A 20,609-nucleotide genomic window follows, 5' to 3' on the forward strand; every position below is an offset into this window, starting at 1 on the left:
TTCTTCGTTACGTTTTACTGCACTGGGAATGACAAAATGGACTTTTGGGGTGTCCTCTTAGATTCCAGTCGGTTCTGTTTGAAGATATACTCAGGATCGCAGCGATAAAAAAATAGAATGTTACCGATTCGAGAATGCGTACTCCAAACACCAGGTTACGTACCAGGGGAACAACCCCAAACCAATGATTTCATTAAACTCAATACGAATGAAAATCCTTATCCTCCGCCGCCAGAGATATTTGATGCGCTACAAGCGGAATTACCCAAGCTAAGATTATATCCCGATCCAGTTTCGACAAAGCTTAGAAAAGCGGCAGGGGCTGTTTTTGGAGTATCTGCGGATAATATTATCGCCGGGAATGGTTCGGATGAAATTTTAAGTATCGCCATCCGCACCTTTGTCAATCCTGGGGAAGCGATCGCATTTTTAGATCTAACCTATTCCTTATATGACACGCTAGCAAGAATTCACGGCGCATCGATTATAGAAATTCCTACCGATGAAAACTTTGCGTTAAGCGAACCGATTATTTGCCCCGAAGCAAAGCTAATTTTTCTAGCTTCTCCCAATCCACCCGTCGGAAAACATCTCAACCGCGACTATCTTGAAAAAACCTGCGCTCAATCGACAGCAATTGTCGTAATTGATGAGGCTTATGTTGATTTTTCAGATGAAAATCATCTCGATCTTCTCCAAAAATATGACAACGTAATTATTAGCCGTACCATGTCAAAAAGTTATAGTTTGGCAGGAATGCGAGTAGGATTTGGCATGGCTTCCCAAAGTTTAATCGAACAGATGAACAAAGTTCGAGATTCTTATAATTTGGATCGCCTATCGCAAACTTTAGCAACGGCTGCTCTTGAATCTCATTCTTATTTTCAAACTATCTGGCAAAAAGTTCGTCGAACCAGAAGCCGCGCGATCGCAGCTTTAAAAGAGCTGGAATTTTTTGTGTTTGATTCTGACTCTAACTTTGTCCTAGCTTCGCCTCAATGGATGAGCGCAGCAGAACTTTATGCCCAATTAAAAGAACGCAAAATTTTAGTCCGGTATTTTAAGCATCCTCGCATTTTAAACTACGTGCGAATTTCTATCGGAACCGATGAAGAGATAGATCGTTTATTGACAGCGATCGCACAAATTAAAGCACAACAATAAATCATGGATGACTTAACTCAACTAATCGAGCTAGCAGAAAAACTAGCCGACGTATCTGGAGAAATCATTAGACAATACTTCAGACAGCCTCGCATCGAAGCAGAAACTAAAGCAGGAGCAATTTCTTCTATTGTCACGATTGCTGATAAAGAAGCAGAAAATGCAATGGTAGAAATTCTTTTAAAAGAAGCCCCAAATGATGGTATTTTTCGAGAAGAAGGGGAAAATATTTCCTCTCAAAATGGGCGATACTGGGTACTAGATCCTATTGATGGAACGGCATCTTTTGTTAGAGGAATTCCAATTTTTGGGACGCTAATCGGGTTAGTAAATTTAGAAAAAAACGAGCCATTAATTGGGGTTATTAATCAGCCAATTCTGCAAGAAAGATGGATTGGCGTAAAAGGAAAATCAACTCTATTCGATCGGCGATCGCTTGTCAATCCATATGCGCGAGATAGAGATAGCAAACTAACAGAAGCTTGTTTGATTTCTACCACTCCTTTTATGTTTATTACAAATAGGCAAAAAGCGATCGCAAAAAGCCTACAAAAAGTTTGCAAACGCACTGCTTTCGGTGGCGATTGTTATAATTATGCGGCATTAGCTTCGGGCTGGTCTTCGATGCCTATAGTCGTTTTAGAATCCGACATGAACTATTATGATTTTTGCGCTCTTATTCCTATTATTGAAGGCGTGGGAGGAATTATCACAGATTGGTCGGGCAATAAACTGAACCATCAATCAACTGAAGTTTTAGCAGCTTCTAATTATTCTTTATGGAAACAAACTATTGAAGTTATTAGAAATGTTCGGCAATAATACAAAGCAATTTAAACCGATCCGCGAGCAAGACGCAAAGCATCCTAGTGAGACGAAATCCAGCGTTGCCTCCAGCAATAGCAAAGTCAAAAATTCTTCAACCTGTTCCTACAAAGAACTACAAAAAAGGATTATACTGATTAAAAATCGACAAGAATTAAATCAGATAACTGGTGTAAAAAAGTTATGAGCGAATTTGATGTTAGCGATTCTCTGCCTTGGACGGCTGAAGCCAAGGCAAAGCTAAAAAACATTCCATTCTTTGTTAGAACTCAAGCTCGTCAACGGATAGAAGAACTAGCTCGCGCTGCGAATTTAGATAAGGTTACGGTTGAAATTGTAGAGCAGGCAAGAACTGAATTCGGTCAGTAACAAAGCACGATTTAGAATTTTTATTTGCGTTCTCAATCTTTTTAAAGAAAAAATAACAAAACTTTTAATTAAATCCAGTCTTCTTCATCTTCGTCTTCTCGCGTCTGCTGTTTCTGAGTGTTTTGATAAGGAGGGAGAATCACTCGGTAGTTAGCATCGTACACGCGATCGCTGTTGTCTTCCTCTTTATCTTGTCGATCTTGTTTGCTTTCTTCCCGATCTTGCCTATCTTTGGGTTCTCGATAGACATAGGAATAAACGGAACCCGTGCGGGTTGCTGATTTGGGTTGCTGTTCGGTTTCAAAAACAGTGGATTTGTCTTCTTCTAGCTTGCGATCGCTATCTTCAACGGCGCGTTCCTCCGTTCGTGAGGGTTCGCGGGGAACTTCGCGAACGAAATCGCGGACTGGTTCTCGTATAATGGGTTCGCGAGCAGGCCTTTGAACATCCCAATCATCCCACTCCTCTTGGTAATCCTTCGAGTCCCAATCCGATCTGTAAGAAGACGGAGGAGTTTGTGCGGGCGATCGCGAATCATCTTGTGGCGGAAGATAGTCCGAAGACATCTGAGGAGACTGAGGGGAAGGTGGCGGTGGAGAATACGATCGCGATCGGTTTGCCTCAAAATTTCGGGGAACGGATGGTTTTCCTAAAGAAGACAACAGCTGCCAGAAAAGGCTAGTCAAAGCCCCCGCAGCAATAAATAATAAAACCCAACCCGCGATCGGCAGCGTCATCCTAGCGAGATTGCCAAAAAAGATTAACGTAACTGCTTGCTGATTTTGCACGAAAAAGACAATACCAACACCCAGCACCAGCAATAAAATTAGTAACCGCATAATCAGTTATCTGTTAGTGGTTAGTAGTTAGTCGTTTCTTTTCTTCCCTATCTCCTCTGCTCCCCTACTCTCCCTGTCTCCCTCTCCCCCGTCCTCCGTCCTCTGCCCTCCGCCCTTAGATTAGTGTCCTTGCCAGCGATTGATGGGAATGCAGTCAATATCTAGTTGATCTAAGGCGCGAGCTACCACAAAATCGACCAAATCTTCAATTGTTTGTGGGTTGTGATACCAGGCGGGGATTGCCGGAACTATTCTAGCGCCTGCCTCTGCCAAGGTGGTGAGATTGCGCAAATGAATCAAACTAAAAGGGGTTTCGCGGGGAACGATTACCAGAGGGCGATTTTCTTTAAGTTGAACGTCAGCAGCCCTTTCCAAAAGGTCGGAACTCAAACCTGCCGCCAGTTTTGCCACCGTACTCATGCTACAAGGGATGACGAGCATCCCCAGCGTCCGAAAAGAACCGCTAGCGAGGGTCGCACCTACATCTCCCCAACGATGACAGCGAAGCTTGCCCCTAGAAGGAACTCCTGCTTGCTCTCGCCAAAATTGCTCCTGTAGGTCTGGTTCTGGCGGCATGCGGATATTGTTTTCCGCTTGCCAAACCATATAAGTCGCTTTTGAGGCGACGACATCGAGCGCATAATCGGCTTCCAAAAGAAACTTTATAGCTCGAACTGCATAAATTAATCCCGAAGCCCCACTAATACCGAGAATTAAGGGACGAGTCTTTGAACCGATCGCTGGTAACTGGTTACTGGTCACCGATCAAATTAGCCCTTCTAGTTCTAAATCTTCAATCATTTGAAGACCGCGAGGATCGCCTACCTTTAATAGGGCTGCCTTAGCATCTTCTTTTACGCCCAAATCTTCATCTTCAACTAAGGCTTCTAGGAGAGCGTCGATCGCCGTTGCATAAATAACATTCAGAGGTAGTTCGCGACACAATTGCCCGATCGACCAAGCACAGTTACTTCTGATAGCGGCGACTGGATCTCGCCTTAAAGCTTCGATCAGAGGAGGAATAGCAGCGATAATGTCTTCATATTCTAGTTTAGCGACTTGAGCTAGGCTACTGGCTGCCCAGAGGCGTACCGCAGAAATATCCATTTTGAGAGCGTGAATTAGCGGGCGAACCGAACGGCGATCGCGACAGTTCCCTAATGCCCAAACAACTCCTTTGCGAACGTAGCCATTCCAGTCGTTATTGAGGGCAGCAATCAGAGGTTCGACAGCATCGGGACTGGTATTGCGCCCCAAAGCATAGGCAGCACTTACCCGCACCAAGGGGCAAACATCGGTTAGCAATCGGATGAGGTGAGGAATAGCGCGTTCGTCGCGAAGCTCGCAAAACGCTCTTGCCGCCAGCATTCGTTGCGGCGTTTCCGAACTGGTCAACAGTCTCAGCATCGCTTCTGGATCGGGAGGTGGAGTTTGGGATTCCAATTCTTCCGATTCGAGAGGATCTGGCGAGCTGATTAGCTGTTCTTCCGATTCAATTACGCTGAGGTCATCTTCGTTATACATACTAAGATCGATTATCGCATCGAATCCCAATTATGAAGAAGGCAGGGAACAGATAGGGCGAGGAAAGATGAATCTCCCTAACTTCTAAAGCGGTTTGCCCACAGAAAAAGATTGAATTTCGTAACCCAGACGGCGATAAAAGTCGAGGGCAACTTGGTTGTGGGAGAATACTTGAAGACCGATTTGGCGATCGCCCCTTGCAGCCGCCCAAGTTTCAGCCCGATGCATCAAAGCTCTAGCAATCCCGCGACGGCGATGTTCTGGCGCAACATAAAGCAAAAAAATGTAGGCGTATCGATCGCCGCTAACTAAATCTATAGCATTTCCCATCCACAAACAAGCGACTGGGACTGACTCAGATGCTTCGCGCGTCCATTCAACCCACCACAAAGGCGTATCTGAGGACAAGTAATTCTCAACCGTTTGCACTAAATGAGAAAAGTCTTCGCGATCGGGAAAAAGTTCCTGGTAAGTTAGCGTCATGTACTTGCTCAGTCGAGCCTTCTCTAGGCTAGAGCCTATGCGAAACTGATAGCCATCTGGCAAGCTATGAGCCATCTTGTTAAAGACGAGGGGACGGGAACGAGGAGTAGGAGACTTCTGAGACTGGGGGAGTTGGGAGTGTGGGGGGTGTGGGGGGACAAGGAGACAAGGGAGACTCCGAAGAAGACAAACTTAGAGGAAGTTTTGAAATCGATTAACCTAAACTTTGACAAGGAGACAAGGGAGACTCCGAAGAAGACAAACTACTAACGACTAACTAATCCCCAATCCAAAATCCTTTCATCCAAAACAAATCACTGGTCGCCGGTCACTGTTTCAATCGGTGCGGGTGCTGCCATATCTGAAGGCAGGAAGATACGGGCGCTAGTTACCAGTAATGCGACTAAAAATACTAGAACGATGAGAAAGGGAGCGATGTATTGACGAAAAATTGCCATTTGAGTTGAAGAGTGCGATCGGGTTTTCTGACGAAGTAGCTCAAGCTTAGCGAGCTATCTGTGTCTAGTTTAAAATATTTGTCCCGGTTCGATGTAACTCGCATTCTTTTATAGCCTCATCGATAACTGTCTGCCAACGGCAAACCTCAAAAGTCTAAGCGGCACGCTGGAACCTTTGAGGACTGGCAGGCGCAAAAATCTTCCCGTTGCTAGACGAGCAATCCCTTTTAAACGAGCTTGTAGTCTTGTCTGGAGAAAAGCAAGTTTACCTTCACTCTTACCCGTGACATATAAAGGTGTAAAAGCCAGTTTTCCATAAAGAACATCAGCTCTATGAGTCAGGCTGAGTCCGTTTCGATGGTGCTCGATATTTGGCATTCCCCCGTGCTCTCCATAATTTCGGAAGGGAATGTAGTTTTTGAGTTTTCTAGCGCGTAGGTAAGAATCGACACCAGAATCCCAGCTAGAGTAATTAGCAGCTCCTATTTTTTCTTTCACTTCTTCGGCTAGCTCGATGAGACAGCGAGCACCTTGAGGAGTAACAATGTAAGCAACTGTTGAAGCCGAATATCCTTGAGCGTAACCTTCTTGGGAGACGCTATAAACTTGAGGAGCGCAGGCATACAACCAAGCTACTCCTACAGTGTTATCGTCAGGGTTGAAAGGGAGAGGAAGTTTTCCCAATCCCAGCACGGGTACGAAATCTGCCTCGACAATTAAAGTAAGTCGGTCTTGTTGCACGGCGCTTTCCCAAGCTCGCTTGTGGTTGAGGAGACAACGATAACTCGGCGAATAATTTTTATATTCTTCCTTTGGCTCTTGTCTGAGAACTTCGCATTGTAAACCTTCTTGCTTTAAGGCTTGCTCGAGAAGCTCCGTTGACTCTTTATAAGCAATAATAAATACTTGAGTGATGCGATCGCTTAACCGAGTTGTCATTTGTTAAAAGTCCTTTGTCATTGGTGAGAAGGGGATTAGTTATTAGTTAGTGGTTAGTAGTTAATTGTCTCCCACTCTCTCCTCTATACTATTGCCTCAATTTTTTCGCGGCTCCCATCATTTGTCCCAAGAAGGGCAAGCCGATAATTGCTGGCAGGAAGTAGCGAGAAGTACACAATAAACCCAACGCCGCTCCCGCTTGGACATCAAAATAGGGTTGGTAAAAGAAAATTAATGCAGCGTCGCGCGTTCCTACTCCCGCAAAAGTTAGGGGTAATAATCCGGCTAGAATTGCTAGGGGCGAAAGAGCTAAGTTAACTATAAATGGTGTCCAAGCTTTAAGTGCGAGGATAAATAACCAAATTTGTAATAGGTGCAAAAACCAGGTAAAAATAGAAGTAGCGGAAACGATTAATAACTGTTTTTTATCGCCCCAAAAATAATCATGCATTTCCTGCCAAGAAATCTGTAAGTTTTGGAGCTTTTGTCTTAATTTTTTCGGTGCTATTTTGATAGCGCTAACAAAAAATATTTGAGCAAACTGACGCGAACCAAGTAACAATAATCCAAAGATTAACCCTCCGGTTACTGCTAGCGTCATCGTCCAAAATAGACCGTCTTTTTCTGGATAAACAAATAAGCCAAAGACGCACCACAACAGTAAGGAAAGCATATCGCAGGCTTTTTCAAACACTACCAAAGACAGCGATAAAGAACCGCTTAAATGCCCTCTATCCCTCATGAAATAGGCTTTGACAATATCCCCCATTTTGGAGGGAAGCACCATATTAAGAACGCTTGCCCCTAAAATAAGGCGGTTGGCTTCGATAAATCCTAAGCTAGTTCCCTGCGGCATCAGTTGTTGCAGCCGCCAGGAAGTAACCATGGTGATAGGAATAACCATACCAAGACTAACTGCCATCCAAACGCGATCGCAATCTCTAAAAACCTGGATTAAACCTTGGAAATCAATTTTTGAATAGAGAATTAGGAGAATTGCAACGCTGACAGCGATAGAAATAAATCGTTTCATGTTTAACAATTACAGCTTAATAGATCGAGCAAAATCTAAGGCTCTTATCAAATAGAGATTGGGCGAGCAAGACACGAACCCCCTGTTAATTACTGCTTAAATAATCTTTTTGCTTCAGGGCATATTTAACAGCTTTTCGTTCTGATTGTGTGAGATTTGGTAGCTGATTTTCGGTAAAGAAAAATTCTTTTTCAAACTTTAAACCCACTTTCTCCAGGACTCGAATTGACCGTTGATTATCTGCCAATGTCCAACTAGCTACTTTTTGTATACCCCATTCTTTAAACCCTTTAGATACTAATTTTTGTGACCCTTCAGTTGCATAACCTTTTCCCCATTTATCGGGATATAATCGATAACCAAGGGCAATTTCGTCATCTGCTATTATTCCTAATTCCACTGCAAATTTATTTTCTGTAGCTGGGTAGGAGTGAAACCAACCGATAAAATCATTACTTGATTTTTCAATTGCAGCCCAAATTCCATAGCGATCGTACTTTTCGTAGTATTTCATCATTTTGGGCAAAGATTAATTTTTAATAATTTCGTAATTAGTTGTATTCCCTCCATTGCCCCAACGGATTATTTCCGGGTTGCTATCTAGAACCAATAAATTGTCTGCGTCATCTTCAAGAAATTCGCGCAGAATTAACCTCTCTGTTTCTAGAAAAATTTTCATATTCCTCGCTTTCATTTCTCTGTGCTAACTAAAAAATTATAACTGTCGCTCTAACTTTAAACTTTGACCAGCTTTAAGCTGCTTAACTTGCTCGGTTAAATCTAACCAAGGCTGCAATTGTCCTATCTGAAAAGTACGACTCATGACAACATAAATTGAAGTTTGATCGCAGCCAATTCCTGCTGAAATAACATTATCCCAGGATGCGGAATGCAATTCATCAATGATTTTCCATTGTCCATTTTCCCATCGCAACTGACGAGAAAAAGTAAAGGGTGCGATTTTTTTCCCGGTAATCAATATTTTTTGCAGGGTTTTACGAATTATGTTGGGAAAGAAACGACCAAAAGTATACATAGCTACTCGCAGAATTATTAAATTTAGAGTGGTCATCTGTTTTTGTTTTGCCCAACCCAGCGACCCCTGAATCGTAATTTCATCTTCATCGACTTGAATTTTAGAATTGCCCATTAAATGACCAACAGCATTTTTAATCTTTTTACCCTCTTTTACCTGAAGGGAAAATTGCGTATCAGAAGCCACTAAGTTACCATTTCTAAATAGCTTAAAAGCTCCCCCTTTATTGAGAGCTAAATAGAGTTCTGTGTCTTGACGGCGATCGATCAAAATTCCGCCTTCTTGTAGCCAAAAACGACCAAAAAAACGTGGTTTAAAAGGAGGTCTATGGGGAACAAAATCTCTCCAAGCTAATAAATAATTCCAAGTGTGATGTCCGATGATATGATCGTCGGCGTAACATGGGGCTAAACCATTTTTCAGTCCTTTTAAAAAGCGATCGTTGATGTTTAATGCTTCTGGCAACCATTTTCCGACTAATTCAAACCCGTGAGGAAAGAAATTATAAGTATTGCGACTGGTATATTCTCCCCCATAAGAACCATCGGGATGAACAAAATGAGAAGCTAAAATAACAGCTTTTGCCAGCGCATCTTTTAGTCGATTATTGGTAGGATTAAATTCGTAAACGCGAGCCAAACAGGAAATTGTTAAGGTATGATAACCCGGATCGCACCCTTCATATTCAATAAACCAGCCTTCGGGATTTTGCCACGATAAAACCTGTTCTAATCGTTGTTCTTTTTGGGCGTTCCATCTATCAGTTTTAAGCAATTTTGATAATAATTCCAAACAGAGAACAATTAACGCTTGATGATTGGTTAATCGTCCGCTTTCTTGATGATGTGCTAACCAGTCAGCCCGTTTGACAAAAAAGTCGATCGCATTTTGATTATTTAGTCCCAGCAATCTATAACTATCAATACAGGCAAGCAGCGAAAAAGCGGCAGCCCCTCCTGCCCTCTCAAAAGGAAAATAATCGTCGCAGGAACCGTCTGAATGGGCGCTGCGGGCGGCGTAGAGGATGCCTGCTTCTACCCAGTCACGAATGGCGCTTTGGCGGTAAAAGGGATTATTGGGAATATCCGTGTCGTAAGCGAGGGCGAGGGGATAGACGAACTCCTGCGACATCCCGCTAGGAAAATCGATGATTTTGTACTGCCAGAAATTGCGGTCAAAACATCCGTAGGTGGGACTATGGGGGTTACGATCTTGAAGGGTTAAGAGTTTGGGAATTTGCGCGATCGCTTCTAGAGCAAATAAATCTCGACTCATGTAGGGGAGTTTAACACTGAATTTATCAAGTAAATCTTAGCTCCACAAGGGACATTGAGGAGTAATCAATGTAGTGCGAGCAAGATGCTCGCGCAATGTTTTTTATGAATTGCGATCGCGCCATATCTTTTTAGTAGTCGTGAGCGAGACGCTCACACTACCATACACGATCGTTTAAAATATTTCCCAAAAGAAGGGATATTCTTCTGGCGTTTTAGACAATCCAGCCTTAACAGGATTCTGTCTAATATATTCCCATTTAATCTGAAACTCTCTTTCATCTCTAATCATTTCATCGTATCTACCATCTTGCCAAACTTTGCCAATATGATTCATAACCAAAGGAATTTGCTTGGCACTATAACTTTTAATACTGTGTAATATACTTCCAATTGACCAATATTCTGAGGTCGCTTTAAATGGAACTAGATTTTTTGAGTTAGACGTGAGTAGATTTTTGGAATCAGACGCGAGCAAGATGCTCGCACTACTGTGAATGCGATCGCGAGGAAAAGGTTTAATTAATAAATGCACATGGTCTGGCATAATCACCACAGCATAAATTTGATATCGTTTTTGATTAAAAAATAAACAAGCATCAAGCACGACTTTTCGAGCGGGTGAGGTTAACTCCAGTCTCTCCCAAGTAACAAAAGTTATGAAATATGTACCGTGAGGTTTTTCTAGCTGTGGTAATTGTTTTTTCAATTCAAATAATAAATCTTAAAGTTTGCGTTTCTGTAGTGCGAAGCTGCTAAGCTGCGCTAGTTGAAAGCCTGTTAAAAAAATCGTAGATTCAAGTAGATTCAATTGTAGTGCGAGCATCTTGCTCGCGCAATCCTTGGGATACTTGCTCGCGCAATTCTTGGGATACTTGCTCGCGCAATCCTGATGAGCGATCGTTAGTGTCAACCAGTCTTGCCAAAACTCATCAAAGTTAAGAAAACTTTTCAATCGCGCCTGCGTCTTTAATATGAAGGACAAAAGAGTAGCGATCGCGTGCTAACACAAATGACTTATCATTATTTGACGCTACTTAGAAAATAAGATAGTTATGCGTATTAATCTACCTTTTGGTTAAAAGCGTCTAATCAAGACTTCAGACTAAAGGTGCTATGATAAGCCAATTATTATTACTTGGGCGGCTAGTTACTTGCCGAGTGCTTTCATCGCCACCAAAGCGATGCGGGCGTTTAATGTGGTTAAGGAGTGAAGCATGACACTGTTGAACCAAGTCTGGAACGAGAAAGAGAATCAACAGCAATCTGATACTTGGACGAACGCAGAGTCTTCCGCTAATGTTTTCCAGCCATCTCCCTCAGAAGCAGAAATTGCCAGTTGGTTGGTGGCTAGGCTAGCAGAATTGCTAGAACTCGATCCCGACGAAATAAACCTCCAACAAGATTTAACCGATTATGGGTTAAGTTCTGTTGATGCCGTCAATTTATCAGGAGATCTGGAAAATTTTCTTGGTCGTCGGCTTTCTCCTACCATTGTCTGGGAATACCCGACTGTAGAAGAATTATCTCAGTATTTAGCCTCAGATAATTCGGAAGAAGAGCCTAGCACAAAAGAACTGCTCAATCCGTCATCGCTATTAGATGGAAACCATCAACAACTCGATACAACAGACACTTTTTCTACTCATTCAGAAATTCCAGAAGAGTATTATCGTTTCGAGCTTTATCCAGAGTATCGCCAAATTCAACAGCAGCAAGAAGAAATACAATCCCTCGGTCTTGGCAATCCTTTCTTTACGCCTCAAGAAGGCATTGTTAACAATACCACCAGGGTTGGGAGACGAGAACTCATCGATTATGCCAACTATAACTACGTGGGGATGTGTGGCGACCCAAAAGTCTCTCAAGCTGCCAAAGAAGCGATCGATCGCTATGGAACTTCCGTATGCGCCAGTCGCCTCCTCTCAGGAGAAAGACCGATTCACCGCGAACTAGAAAGAGAAATCGCAGATTTTATCGGCACAGAAGACAGCATCGTCTATGTTGGCGGTCATGCGACTAACGTAACGACTATTAGTCATCTATTCGGACGCAATGATTTGATCCTTCACGATGCTCTCAGTCACAATAGTGTCGTTCAGGGAAGCTTATTTTCCGGTGCGAGTTTGATTGCTTTTCCCCACAATGACTGGCAAACCCTCGATCGCCTCCTGCAAGAACGCCGCCACCGTTATAGACGAGTTCTCATCGCGATCGAAGGCGTTTACAGTGCCGACGGCGATATCCCAGATTTACCCAAGTTTATTGAGGTCAAGAAGCGCTACCAAGCCTGGCTGACGATCGATGAAGCGCACTCCATTGGAGTCTTGGGAGCATCCGGTCGCGGCATCGGAGAACTGTATGATGTCGATCGCGCCGATGTCGAACTATGGATGGGAACGCTTAGTAAATCTTTCGCTAGTTGCGGCGGTTACATTGCCGGAAGTAAGGCTTTAGTAGAATACCTCAAATATACCTCACCAGGCTTTCTCTTTAGCGTGGGAATTTCTCCTCCTAACGCAGCTGCACCTCTGGCAGCCATACGAGTTCTCAAAGCTGAACCAGAACGGGTAAAGCTTCTCCAAGAACGCTCTCAATTGTTTTTAGAACTCGCGACTAAACACAATCTCAACACGGGAATGAGCAAAGGCTCTCCAGTAATTCCAATTATCGTGGGAGATTCATTAAAATCTATCCAACTGTCTCAAAACCTCTTTCATCGAGGAATTAACGTTCCTTTCATGATCTATCCGTCCGTTCCTCAAAATGCCGCTCGACTGCGTTTCTTTATCAATTGCACTCATACAGAAGAGCAAATTCGCTCTACAGTAGATATCCTAGCCGATGAGTATAAGAAGCTTTCGGAGCGAACGGATTAAAAATTAGAGAAACGTCTGCTGAAATACCAACAATGGTAGATGCGATCGCAACGAATTCTGACGAATATTTTAGGTTATTCGTCAGAAAGGTTAAAAATTATTAATTTCTAACAATCCAGCTGGGGGCGCAATCTCGATGCGCCCTTTCTCAAGGTCTACTACGGGCACGATTTCTTTGACAAAGGGAATCAGCACTGTTAGCGATCGCGGTTTTTTATGCTTGATTTTGTGCTTTTTCTTACTCTCAGTTGGTTCTAATTCCGAAGTTTCTTCGATCTTCTCATTAACGGACTGCCTTTCTAGCTTGACTTCTAATAAGTCATTACCCGCCCAAAAAATATTGCTGACAACTCCTAACTTTTCTCCAGTAAGCTGGTTATAAACCTCTAGATCGATTAAATCTAAGACGTGATATTCATCTTCTGCTAGTTGGGGACGATCGCAACTCCGAACGAGTAACTTATAGCCTCGCAATTCCTCTGCGCTATTTCTATCTTCTACTCCCGCCAATTGAATGACATATAAATTCTTTCCCGGAATATAGCGCCCTCCTAGCAGTTCTACTTCTGTAACGCGATCGCCCGATGGCGCTTGCAACCAACGCCGTCCCGGTTCCTCAAATCGTTCGGGAAAGTCTGAATTGGGAGTAACTCTTAACTCGCCTTTTAACCCTTGGGGTGTAACAATAGTGCCAATTTCTAGCCAATCATTCATGGAAGTCGCAAGTCAAAAATCAGAAGTAGAGGCGGTAGAAACTCTAGGTACTTATCAAAACCCGCCCTTACACAAGTTAGAAGTCAGAAATAGAGTTTCATATCTTATTCTAGTGGTAAACCGCTCTCATCAAATTACTTAATTACTATATTTGTTCGGGGTTATTTCATTGTGACTTTAGTTGACCCAGAAACAATTTCTTGTCCCCCCAATATTCAGTCCTATAAGACGGACTTTAGCATCTCAGACAGAGAATAAATTCTCTGTCTACTGTCTACTAGAAAAAATAGCCCTATCTTTTTTGATTAATTAGATAGTGAATATGGAAATTTGGCAAGCAGACTTTTACAAGCACGATCGCAAAAACAAAGAAGGAAAACATCTTTGGGAATTGTTAATTTGCGATCCACAAGGTCATATAATTCAGGAAGCGAAATGCCCGCAATCTCAAGCTAATCCTGATTGGTTAATTTCTCAATTACAACAGGCAAATCGAGGAAATTTACCCGATCGCATTCAAGTTTTTCGTCTTCAATCTCTCAGTTTATTATCGATCGCGGCAGAAAAACTAGGCATTCAAGTTGAAGCAACTCGGCGGACTGGAGCGCTAAAAGCTGAATTACGAAAACGAATCATTGACGAAAATTATGACCCGGTTAAACTAGAAAAGCCACCCCCACAAGCATTACCAGAAAATCTCTGGGGAGAAAGTTGGCGTTTTGCAACATTTCGGGCAGGCGATCTCGTCGATTATTTTAGCGATCGCCCGCTTCCAATATTACATATGCCAGAATCTCTTCTGCCAATTAATTTAGGAATTGCTTCTACTATATCCGTACCTGGTGTCATTATTTATGGCGGAAGAAAATCAATGTATTTAGCCAAATGGTTACAGGAAGCTAAACCATTTTCTTTGAGTTATATTCCAACAGAAATTGGCAAGTCGGGAGGATTAGTCTTAGAATCAGGATTGGTCGATCGCTGGATTTTAGCTACTTTTGAAGATGAAGAAATTGCCCAGGCAGCCCAAAATTACGAACAGCGCAAGCAAGCCAGTCTAGGATTACATTTTCTTCTAGTTCAACCCGACGATTCGGGAATGACTTATACTGGTTTTTGGTTGTTAAAAGATGAGTAATTTGATTTTGGATTGATGAGGCAGGGAATATGTTCAAGAAATTATTAATTATCTTTTTATTGGCAATCGTGGGGGGGTTTGCGGCTGGTTTTTATTACTGGCGACAGTTCGCGGCAGAACCCGACTGGTATAAAACTCAAAACATAAATACAAAGAATGAGCATCTAGAAATAACTAGCCAAATTCCCTTACAACTCAATCGCGAAGATGTTAACCAATTGTTAGCCAAAAAGATTTCTGAAAATAGCCAATCTAGCCAGCTACTTCAATCGGCAAAATCAATCAAAGCCAATCTGGAAAATGATACTTTAGAAATTGGAGGAGTTTTTAATCCTTCAGAAATCTCGGAAGATAGCTTAGACGAAACGCAAAAAGCCATCTTGGACAAGACAATTCAAACTTTTCCTCAGCTTAAAGATCTCAATATATACGTGGGAATAGTCGGTCAACCCAAATTTGAAAACGGTCGTTTAACTTTAGACAAAGACAGCAAGCTTAAAGTTGGTAATCTAACATTTTCTATTGACGAAATTGCTCCAAAATTTGGATTATCTCCAGATAAACTAGATCGATACCTAGAACAAGAACTGGCTAAATTAAACATCCAAGGTATTCAGGTTGAAAATGATAAAATGATGATTAAAATAAGTCAATAATAATTAAGATCGATAAATATGCTTAAACGAGAGCAAAAAGAACGAAGAGCTATCGTTCTCAAACCTGGTACCTTATGGAAAAGAGTGAGCGAACAAACCGAATATGCCCTACGCTGTGGTGCCCTGCAAACGATTCCAACAGAGTACGAATTTGTAGAACAAAATGGCATTAATTTTCTCGTTCGGATTTCGTCTAACTTAGCACGCAAAGACGAAGCGAAAAAGCAACAAGAGCAAAAATCCGCGACTTCTGGAAAAGAAGTTAATCCCTTCCTTCCTTATGAGAAAGATTTATTTGTCGCCGATATTTCCGATACCCATCTTTGTATATTAAATAAATACAACGTTGTCCCCCATCACTTGCTCATTATTACCCGTGACTTTGAAGATCAAGATTGTTGGTTAACTTTACAAGATTTTGAGGCATTATGGACATGTTTGGCAGAAATTAATGGGTTAGCGTTCTACAATGGTGGCAAGATAGCCGGATCGAGTCAGCGACACAAACATTTACAATTAGTTCCTTTTCCCTTTGTCCCCGGTATAAATTCAATTCCTATCGAACCTGCCCTCTCGTGTGTTAAATTTCAAGGTTCTCTGGGAAAAATTCCCGCGTTTCCCTTCCTTCATGCTTTTGCCAAACTAGCTCCGGCTTGGGTAAATTCCCCTCTAGATGCCGCTAAGGTGACCTTAGAATGCTATCGCACCCTTCTAGAAGCAGTAGGATTGCCCTTTGAGGGCAACAGACAGACTGGGGCTTATAATCTTCTAGCAACGCGAGAATGGATGCTCATCGTACCGCGATCGCAAGAAAGTTTTGAGTCAATTTCCGTCAACTCTCTCGGGTTTGCTGGTACAATGTTCGTTCGCAACCATCAACAACTGGAACTTCTCAAAAAATACACTCCGATGACGATTTTAAAAAACGTCGCTTACGCGAGTTAACCGATAAGATCGCTAAAATAATAAGACAGGAACGCTACTGATAACGTTCCTGACGTTCTAGCCATTGTTGGAGGGTCAACCCTCCAACCTACCAACAGTAGATTAGTACAGAGCTTCTTCTTGGTGAGTTATAATCGTACAATCAGAAGTCGGATAAGCGACGCAGGTAAGGACGTATCCTGCTTCGATTTGATCGTCATCCAAGAAGGATTGATCGGACTGATCTACGGAACCGGATTCTAGTTTGCCAGCACAGGTGGAGCAAGCACCAGCACGGCAGGAGTATGGTAGGTCGAGACCTTGCTCTTCAGCAGCGTCTAGAATGTACTCGTCATCAGGGACATCGATGGTGTGTTCTCCATCGGGAGTCTTTAGAGTAACTTTATAAGTTGCCATGTGTTGCTCCTATATCTCAAGTAAAAACGGCAGTTTGGACTTACGCAATCAAGCAAAATTTATCGATTGAAATAGATAGATATTTGCTTTGGTAAGCCTCATCTCTGATACTAAGAGAAAAAGCAGCTGAGTTTTAAGAGCATTAGCAATGAAATTCTTAATCAAATGTAAAATAAGATTTTCTTATATAAAATTGCTGGCGAAGGCACGAATGATTGGCGGACGTACACATTCCTTATAAACTCGCAATCTTAGGTAATTGAATGATTGAATCGGCTTGTATTGAAGACCGCAACCTCCGATCAATCAGTATTAATTATAGTTATACCTATCAATGATGATTTGTACTTAGCAAACAGTTTTTTCCTACTCTATTTAAATTCTAATATCCGATTCCTTGATGATAAACCCAATGAAGAATTCTGCCGCCTTCACAATGTCACATCCCATAAAAGTAGGCATTGTTGGCACCGGATATGCGGCATCTAAAAGAGCAGAAGCATTCCAAGCAGACGATCGCGCTCAAGTCATAGTCGTCGCAGGCAATACGCCCGAAAAAACCGAAGCGTTTTGTCAAGCCTATTCAGTCGTGCCGCTCGATTCCTGGCAGCAACTCGTCAGTCATCCCGATGTCGATGTCGTCGTTATTAGCAATATTAATCGCGATCGCGCCTCGATCGCTCGCGCGGCACTGCTGGCAGGAAAGCACGTCGTCACCGAATATCCCCTCGCCCTCAGCTATCGCGAAGCCGAAGAAATTCTCGCCCTATCGCAACAACAAAACAAACTCCTACACGTCGAACATATCGAATTGTTAGGCGGTTTGCATCAAGCCATACGTCAATCCCTGCCAGAAATAGGCGATGTCTTTTATGCCCGCTACGTCACCATTACCCCCCAACGCCCCGTGCCCCGTCGCTGGACATTTCATTATCAAATGTTCGGGTTTCCTCTGACGGCTGCCCTTTCTCGCATTCATCGCCTGACGGACTTATTCGGAACGGTTGCTTCCGTTACCTGTCAGTCGCGCTTTTGGGACGCGCCAGAATCGGGCTACTATACAGCTTGTCTGTGTGACGCTCAACTGCGCTTTACCAATGGTTTAATCGCAGATGTCATCTATGGCAAAGGCGAAGTTTTTTGGGATAGCGATCGCACCTTTGAATTAAGAGGCGATCGCGGAACGTTAATTTTTGAAGGAGAAACGGGCAATCTGATCCGAGGAGAAGAAAAGACAGCCATTGAAGTCGTCAGTCGTAAAGGGTTATTCGTTAAGGATACGCAAATGGTTTTAAATTGTTTAACACGAGGAACGCCCCTATACATCAATCCAGAAGCGAGTTTATACGCCCTGAAAGTGGCTGAGGCTGCCGAGCGATCGGCAATAACAGGAAAAACGATAGAATTTTCATAGAAGGAGCCAATGATAAACAACGACAAAGTAAACATTGTTAAAATTTCTGGATCGAAAACGATCTCTTGTCATTCGTGCATCTTTCAAGTTATAGTCAGGTTAAAATTGTCTAACACTTAGCCGCAGACAATTAGCGGTTTTAAGAAAAACAAAACGCAGTCATGCTCGCGACGAGCTAGCTGTCTGAAACTGGACAAAAGCTACCCGAATGTTCAGTCATTGCGATCGAAACAATTTAGAGCCAGGCGATCGCAACCTTGCTTCTAAAGCAGTTTACTCAGCTAAGAAACAGCATTAGATGCCAAAGAGAATTTACTCATAGAATTCTTTGACAAATTCAACGCAAGCCTATGTTATCCCCAATGGGAAAGATATGCCAAAGGGAAAAAAAGCAAAAACTTCAGCCCAATTGCTCCAGTTAAACAGTCGGGGTTAGTAAAAACAGCCGAGATGAGTAAAGTTTGTATTCTTCTCATCTCTGGAGCGAGTCCAGATTTTTTGCCCAGACAGTTTTTGTCCCTAAATCAACATCGAGACGCAAACCTTATCTATCTAAGGTTTTGCAATCTGCTAGAGAAGTTTGAGGAAATTGAATGCCAAAACAAATTATTATTGCAGAGCAGCATCATATCGCTGCCGTATTTTGGGAGGATCGAGTTCAAGAGTTAGTCGTAGCAACTGGCAATCAGCAGGTTGGCGACATTTATTTGGGAATTGTTGAAAACGTCATCCCTGGAATCGATGCGGCGTTTGTCAACATTGGCGATGCCGAACGAAACGGGTTCATTCACGTTACCGATTTAGGACCCCTGCGCCTGAGAAAGACGGCGGGCGCGATTACCGAACTCTTGACGCCACAACAAAAAGTATTGGTGCAAGTCATGAAAGAGCCGACGGGTAATAAAGGTCCTCGGCTGACTGGCAACATTACCCTACCCGGTCGCTATCTCGTTCTTATGCCCTACGGCAAAGGCGTGAATTTATCGAGGCGTATTAGAGATGACAACGAACGCAGCCGCTTAAGAGCCTTGGCAATTCTGATCAAACCTGCGGGGATGGGATTGCTCGTGCGTACCGAAGCCGAAGGTAAAGCAGAAGAAGCCATTATGGAAGACTTGGAGTCCCTGCAAAGGCAGTGGGAATCGATCCAGCACCAGGCAACGTCCACCCGCGCTCCAGCCCTGCTGAGCCGAGATGACGACTTCATCCAGCGAGTCCTGCGGGATATGTATTCTGCCGATGTCAATCGCATTGTCGTAGATTCCAGTGCAGGCGTAAAGCGAGTCAAACAGCAGTTAATGAACTGGAGCGGCGGACGACCGCCAGAAGGGGTTCTGATCGACCATCACCGCGAACCTCAGCCGATTTTGGACTATTTCCGGGTCAATGCAGCGATTCGCGAAGCCTTAAAACCCAGGGTAGATTTGCCTTCTGGCGGCTATATCATCATCGAGCCAACCGAAGCGCTAACCGTCATCGACGTTAACTCCGGTTCTTTTACTCGTTCTGCTACCGCTAGGGAAACGGTTCTCTGGACGAATAGCGAAGCCGCAACGGAGATTGCCCGCCAGCTGCGCCTACGAAATATCGGCGGCGTGATCGTGGTTGACTTCATCGATATGGACGCCCCGCGCGACCAGCTCAAACTACTAGAACATTTCAATAAAGCGCTCAAAACCGATAAAGCCAGACCGCAAATCGCTCAATTATCCGAACTGGGTTTAGTCGAGTTGACTCGAAAACGCCAAGGAAAAAATATTTATGAGTTATTCGGTCAAACTTGTCCGACTTGTGGCGGATTGGGACATTTGGTTCGCCTACCGGGAGAAGGAAAACCAATCGCCTTGGAAACGCCCGCGCCCGCGATCGCACCGCTACCTTCCGTTACGCGATCGCCAGAGAAACAAATCGAAGAACCGGAACCTTTCTTCGAGTCGCCTTTCGAGTACGCTAATGGCGAAATCGGCCAACAACTCGACCTGTTATACCATCCCAGCTACCAAGAACAAGGTCTTGCTGCTACTAACAATCGCCGTCGCCGTCGCCGTCGCTCGACCGATGGAATCGAAAAAGAGGGAGGAACTGGAAGAGTGGACCCTATTGCGGCGACTAAAGAGCTAGTTCTTGATGCCGATGCGCCAGAAGTCGAAGAGCGAAAGGAACGTCCGCAAAAATCACCGCGACGCGAAGAAGTCCCCGTAGAAAAAGTATCTGTCGAAATGACTCCTATGGAGCAAAACGTATATGCATTAATGGGAATTTCTCCGCTAGTACGCCTCAATCGAGAGTTCAAAGATCCCAAGTCAGTCATCGTCTCTGTCAAATCGCCTGGAGAATCCGACACGCCGCCATCAGAATCAATTGCTACTCCAGCGCCAGTAGCAGAAACTTTAGCAGTTCCCGAAATCGAGACTAGCTTATCAGTAGAAAATGGGGATGCAGAGGAAGAACGCCCGTTAATCCGTCGCCGCCGCCGCCGTTCCTCTGCTAAAGAGGCATAGGTCTAACAGGAGCGAAGATTGT

General features: G+C 43.5%; 23 protein-coding genes. 9 read left to right on the top strand and 14 right to left on the bottom strand.

Translation table 11 applies throughout. The features are described from left to right. The first annotated feature begins 117 nt into the window (after positions 1 to 117). The 3 genes from hisC (at position 118) to PLE7327_RS22020 (ending at position 2,358) form a co-directional block, all read left to right on the top strand. Positions 118 to 1,164, top strand: a complete 1,047-nt coding sequence (hisC, locus tag PLE7327_RS22005; protein ID WP_015145966.1) for a histidinol-phosphate transaminase — start codon at positions 118 to 120, stop codon at positions 1,162 to 1,164. A 3-nt stretch (positions 1,165 to 1,167) separates the two neighbouring features. Beyond that, the gene (locus PLE7327_RS22010) at positions 1,168 to 1,986 is read left to right on the top strand and encodes an inositol monophosphatase family protein (protein ID WP_015145967.1); all 819 of its coding nucleotides are present in this window, start codon (positions 1,168 to 1,170) and stop codon (positions 1,984 to 1,986) included. A gap of 186 nt (positions 1,987 to 2,172) precedes the next feature. Continuing rightward, a complete protein-coding gene (locus PLE7327_RS22020) occupies positions 2,173 to 2,358 on the top strand; it encodes a PCP reductase family protein (RefSeq protein WP_015145968.1) in 186 nt (61 codons plus the stop codon). Between the two features lie 68 nt (positions 2,359 to 2,426). Here the strand turns inward: PLE7327_RS22020 and PLE7327_RS22965 are convergent, their stop codons facing one another. The 12 genes from PLE7327_RS22965 to PLE7327_RS26215 all read right to left on the bottom strand — a co-directional run bounded on the left by PLE7327_RS22965 (position 2,427) and on the right by PLE7327_RS26215 (position 10,870). Then, the gene (locus tag PLE7327_RS22965; RefSeq protein ID WP_015145969.1) at positions 2,427 to 3,197 is read right to left on the bottom strand and encodes a LapA family protein; all 771 of its coding nucleotides are present in this window, start codon (positions 3,195 to 3,197) and stop codon (positions 2,427 to 2,429) included. A gap of 120 nt (positions 3,198 to 3,317) precedes the next feature. After that, positions 3,318 to 3,959, bottom strand: a complete 642-nt coding sequence (locus tag PLE7327_RS22030; protein WP_015145970.1) for a flavin prenyltransferase UbiX — start codon at positions 3,957 to 3,959, stop codon at positions 3,318 to 3,320. A 3-nt stretch (positions 3,960 to 3,962) separates the two neighbouring features. Then, positions 3,963 to 4,721, bottom strand: coding sequence for a HEAT repeat domain-containing protein (locus tag PLE7327_RS22035; protein WP_015145971.1), 759 nt, complete (start codon positions 4,719 to 4,721; stop codon positions 3,963 to 3,965). An 84-nt stretch (positions 4,722 to 4,805) separates the two neighbouring features. Next, a complete protein-coding gene (locus PLE7327_RS22040) occupies positions 4,806 to 5,279 on the bottom strand; it encodes an N-acetyltransferase (protein ID WP_015145972.1) in 474 nt (157 codons plus the stop codon). A 239-nt stretch (positions 5,280 to 5,518) separates the two neighbouring features. After that, positions 5,519 to 5,662: a hypothetical protein gene (locus PLE7327_RS25045; protein WP_015145973.1), complete on the bottom strand. Its 144-nt coding sequence runs from the start codon at positions 5,660 to 5,662 to the stop codon at positions 5,519 to 5,521. A 108-nt stretch (positions 5,663 to 5,770) separates the two neighbouring features. Continuing rightward, complete coding sequence (locus tag PLE7327_RS22050; RefSeq protein ID WP_015145974.1) at positions 5,771 to 6,601, bottom strand: LPS biosynthesis glycosyltransferase; 831 nt, start codon at positions 6,599 to 6,601, stop codon at positions 5,771 to 5,773. Positions 6,602 to 6,689: 88 nt separating this feature from the next. Further along, a complete protein-coding gene (locus PLE7327_RS22055) occupies positions 6,690 to 7,634 on the bottom strand; it encodes a lysylphosphatidylglycerol synthase transmembrane domain-containing protein (RefSeq protein WP_015145975.1) in 945 nt (314 codons plus the stop codon). Between the two features lie 85 nt (positions 7,635 to 7,719). Then, positions 7,720 to 8,151, bottom strand: coding sequence for a GNAT family N-acetyltransferase (locus PLE7327_RS22060; RefSeq protein WP_217523272.1), 432 nt, complete (start codon positions 8,149 to 8,151; stop codon positions 7,720 to 7,722). A 12-nt stretch (positions 8,152 to 8,163) separates the two neighbouring features. Further along, positions 8,164 to 8,313: a GNAT family N-acetyltransferase gene (locus PLE7327_RS25545; RefSeq protein WP_217523274.1), complete on the bottom strand. Its 150-nt coding sequence runs from the start codon at positions 8,311 to 8,313 to the stop codon at positions 8,164 to 8,166. A 36-nt stretch (positions 8,314 to 8,349) separates the two neighbouring features. After that, positions 8,350 to 9,945 (bottom strand): hypothetical protein, encoded by a 1,596-nt coding sequence (locus tag PLE7327_RS22065; RefSeq protein ID WP_015145976.1) that lies wholly within the window; start codon positions 9,943 to 9,945, stop codon positions 8,350 to 8,352. Between the two features lie 174 nt (positions 9,946 to 10,119). Beyond that, positions 10,120 to 10,653 (bottom strand): transposase, encoded by a 534-nt coding sequence (locus PLE7327_RS22070; RefSeq protein ID WP_015145977.1) that lies wholly within the window; start codon positions 10,651 to 10,653, stop codon positions 10,120 to 10,122. 88 nt (positions 10,654 to 10,741) lie between these two features. Beyond that, complete coding sequence (locus PLE7327_RS26215) at positions 10,742 to 10,870, bottom strand: hypothetical protein (protein ID WP_256377707.1); 129 nt, start codon at positions 10,868 to 10,870, stop codon at positions 10,742 to 10,744. Positions 10,871 to 11,161: 291 nt separating this feature from the next. On the opposite strand from PLE7327_RS26215, the gene PLE7327_RS22075 reads away from it, so the two are divergent. Next, positions 11,162 to 12,823, top strand: coding sequence for an aminotransferase class I/II-fold pyridoxal phosphate-dependent enzyme (locus PLE7327_RS22075; protein WP_015145978.1), 1,662 nt, complete (start codon positions 11,162 to 11,164; stop codon positions 12,821 to 12,823). A gap of 90 nt (positions 12,824 to 12,913) precedes the next feature. On the opposite strand, the gene rimM is transcribed toward PLE7327_RS22075, so the two are convergent. Further along, positions 12,914 to 13,537, bottom strand: a complete 624-nt coding sequence (gene rimM, locus PLE7327_RS22080; protein WP_015145979.1) for a ribosome maturation factor RimM — start codon at positions 13,535 to 13,537, stop codon at positions 12,914 to 12,916. Between the two features lie 322 nt (positions 13,538 to 13,859). Here rimM and PLE7327_RS22085 point away from each other — a divergent pair, with 322 nt between their 5' ends. From PLE7327_RS22085 to PLE7327_RS22095, 3 genes are all read left to right on the top strand, one after another. After that, positions 13,860 to 14,675, top strand: a complete 816-nt coding sequence (locus tag PLE7327_RS22085; protein ID WP_015145980.1) for a Tab2/Atab2 family RNA-binding protein — start codon at positions 13,860 to 13,862, stop codon at positions 14,673 to 14,675. Between the two features lie 218 nt (positions 14,676 to 14,893). Then, a complete protein-coding gene (locus PLE7327_RS22090) occupies positions 14,894 to 15,331 on the top strand; it encodes a hypothetical protein (protein WP_144266158.1) in 438 nt (145 codons plus the stop codon). Between the two features lie 18 nt (positions 15,332 to 15,349). Next, the gene (locus PLE7327_RS22095; protein ID WP_015145982.1) at positions 15,350 to 16,276 is read left to right on the top strand and encodes a DUF4922 domain-containing protein; all 927 of its coding nucleotides are present in this window, start codon (positions 15,350 to 15,352) and stop codon (positions 16,274 to 16,276) included. A 102-nt stretch (positions 16,277 to 16,378) separates the two neighbouring features. Here PLE7327_RS22095 and PLE7327_RS22100 read toward each other — a convergent pair whose 3' ends face one another. Further along, complete coding sequence (locus tag PLE7327_RS22100) at positions 16,379 to 16,672, bottom strand: ferredoxin (protein ID WP_015145983.1); 294 nt, start codon at positions 16,670 to 16,672, stop codon at positions 16,379 to 16,381. A gap of 412 nt (positions 16,673 to 17,084) precedes the next feature. Between PLE7327_RS22100 and PLE7327_RS22105 the strand changes: the two genes are divergently transcribed. Both PLE7327_RS22105 and PLE7327_RS22110 read left to right on the top strand, forming a co-directional pair. Next, complete coding sequence (locus PLE7327_RS22105) at positions 17,085 to 18,086, top strand: Gfo/Idh/MocA family protein (protein WP_015145984.1); 1,002 nt, start codon at positions 17,085 to 17,087, stop codon at positions 18,084 to 18,086. A 593-nt stretch (positions 18,087 to 18,679) separates the two neighbouring features. Further along, a complete protein-coding gene (locus PLE7327_RS22110; protein WP_015145985.1) occupies positions 18,680 to 20,587 on the top strand; it encodes an Rne/Rng family ribonuclease in 1,908 nt (635 codons plus the stop codon). Positions 20,588 to 20,609: the final 22 nt, after the last annotated feature.

It is taken from the genome of Pleurocapsa sp. PCC 7327, assembly GCF_000317025.1.
In the GTDB taxonomy this organism is placed as follows: Bacteria; Cyanobacteriota; Cyanobacteriia; order Cyanobacteriales; family Microcystaceae; genus Hydrococcus.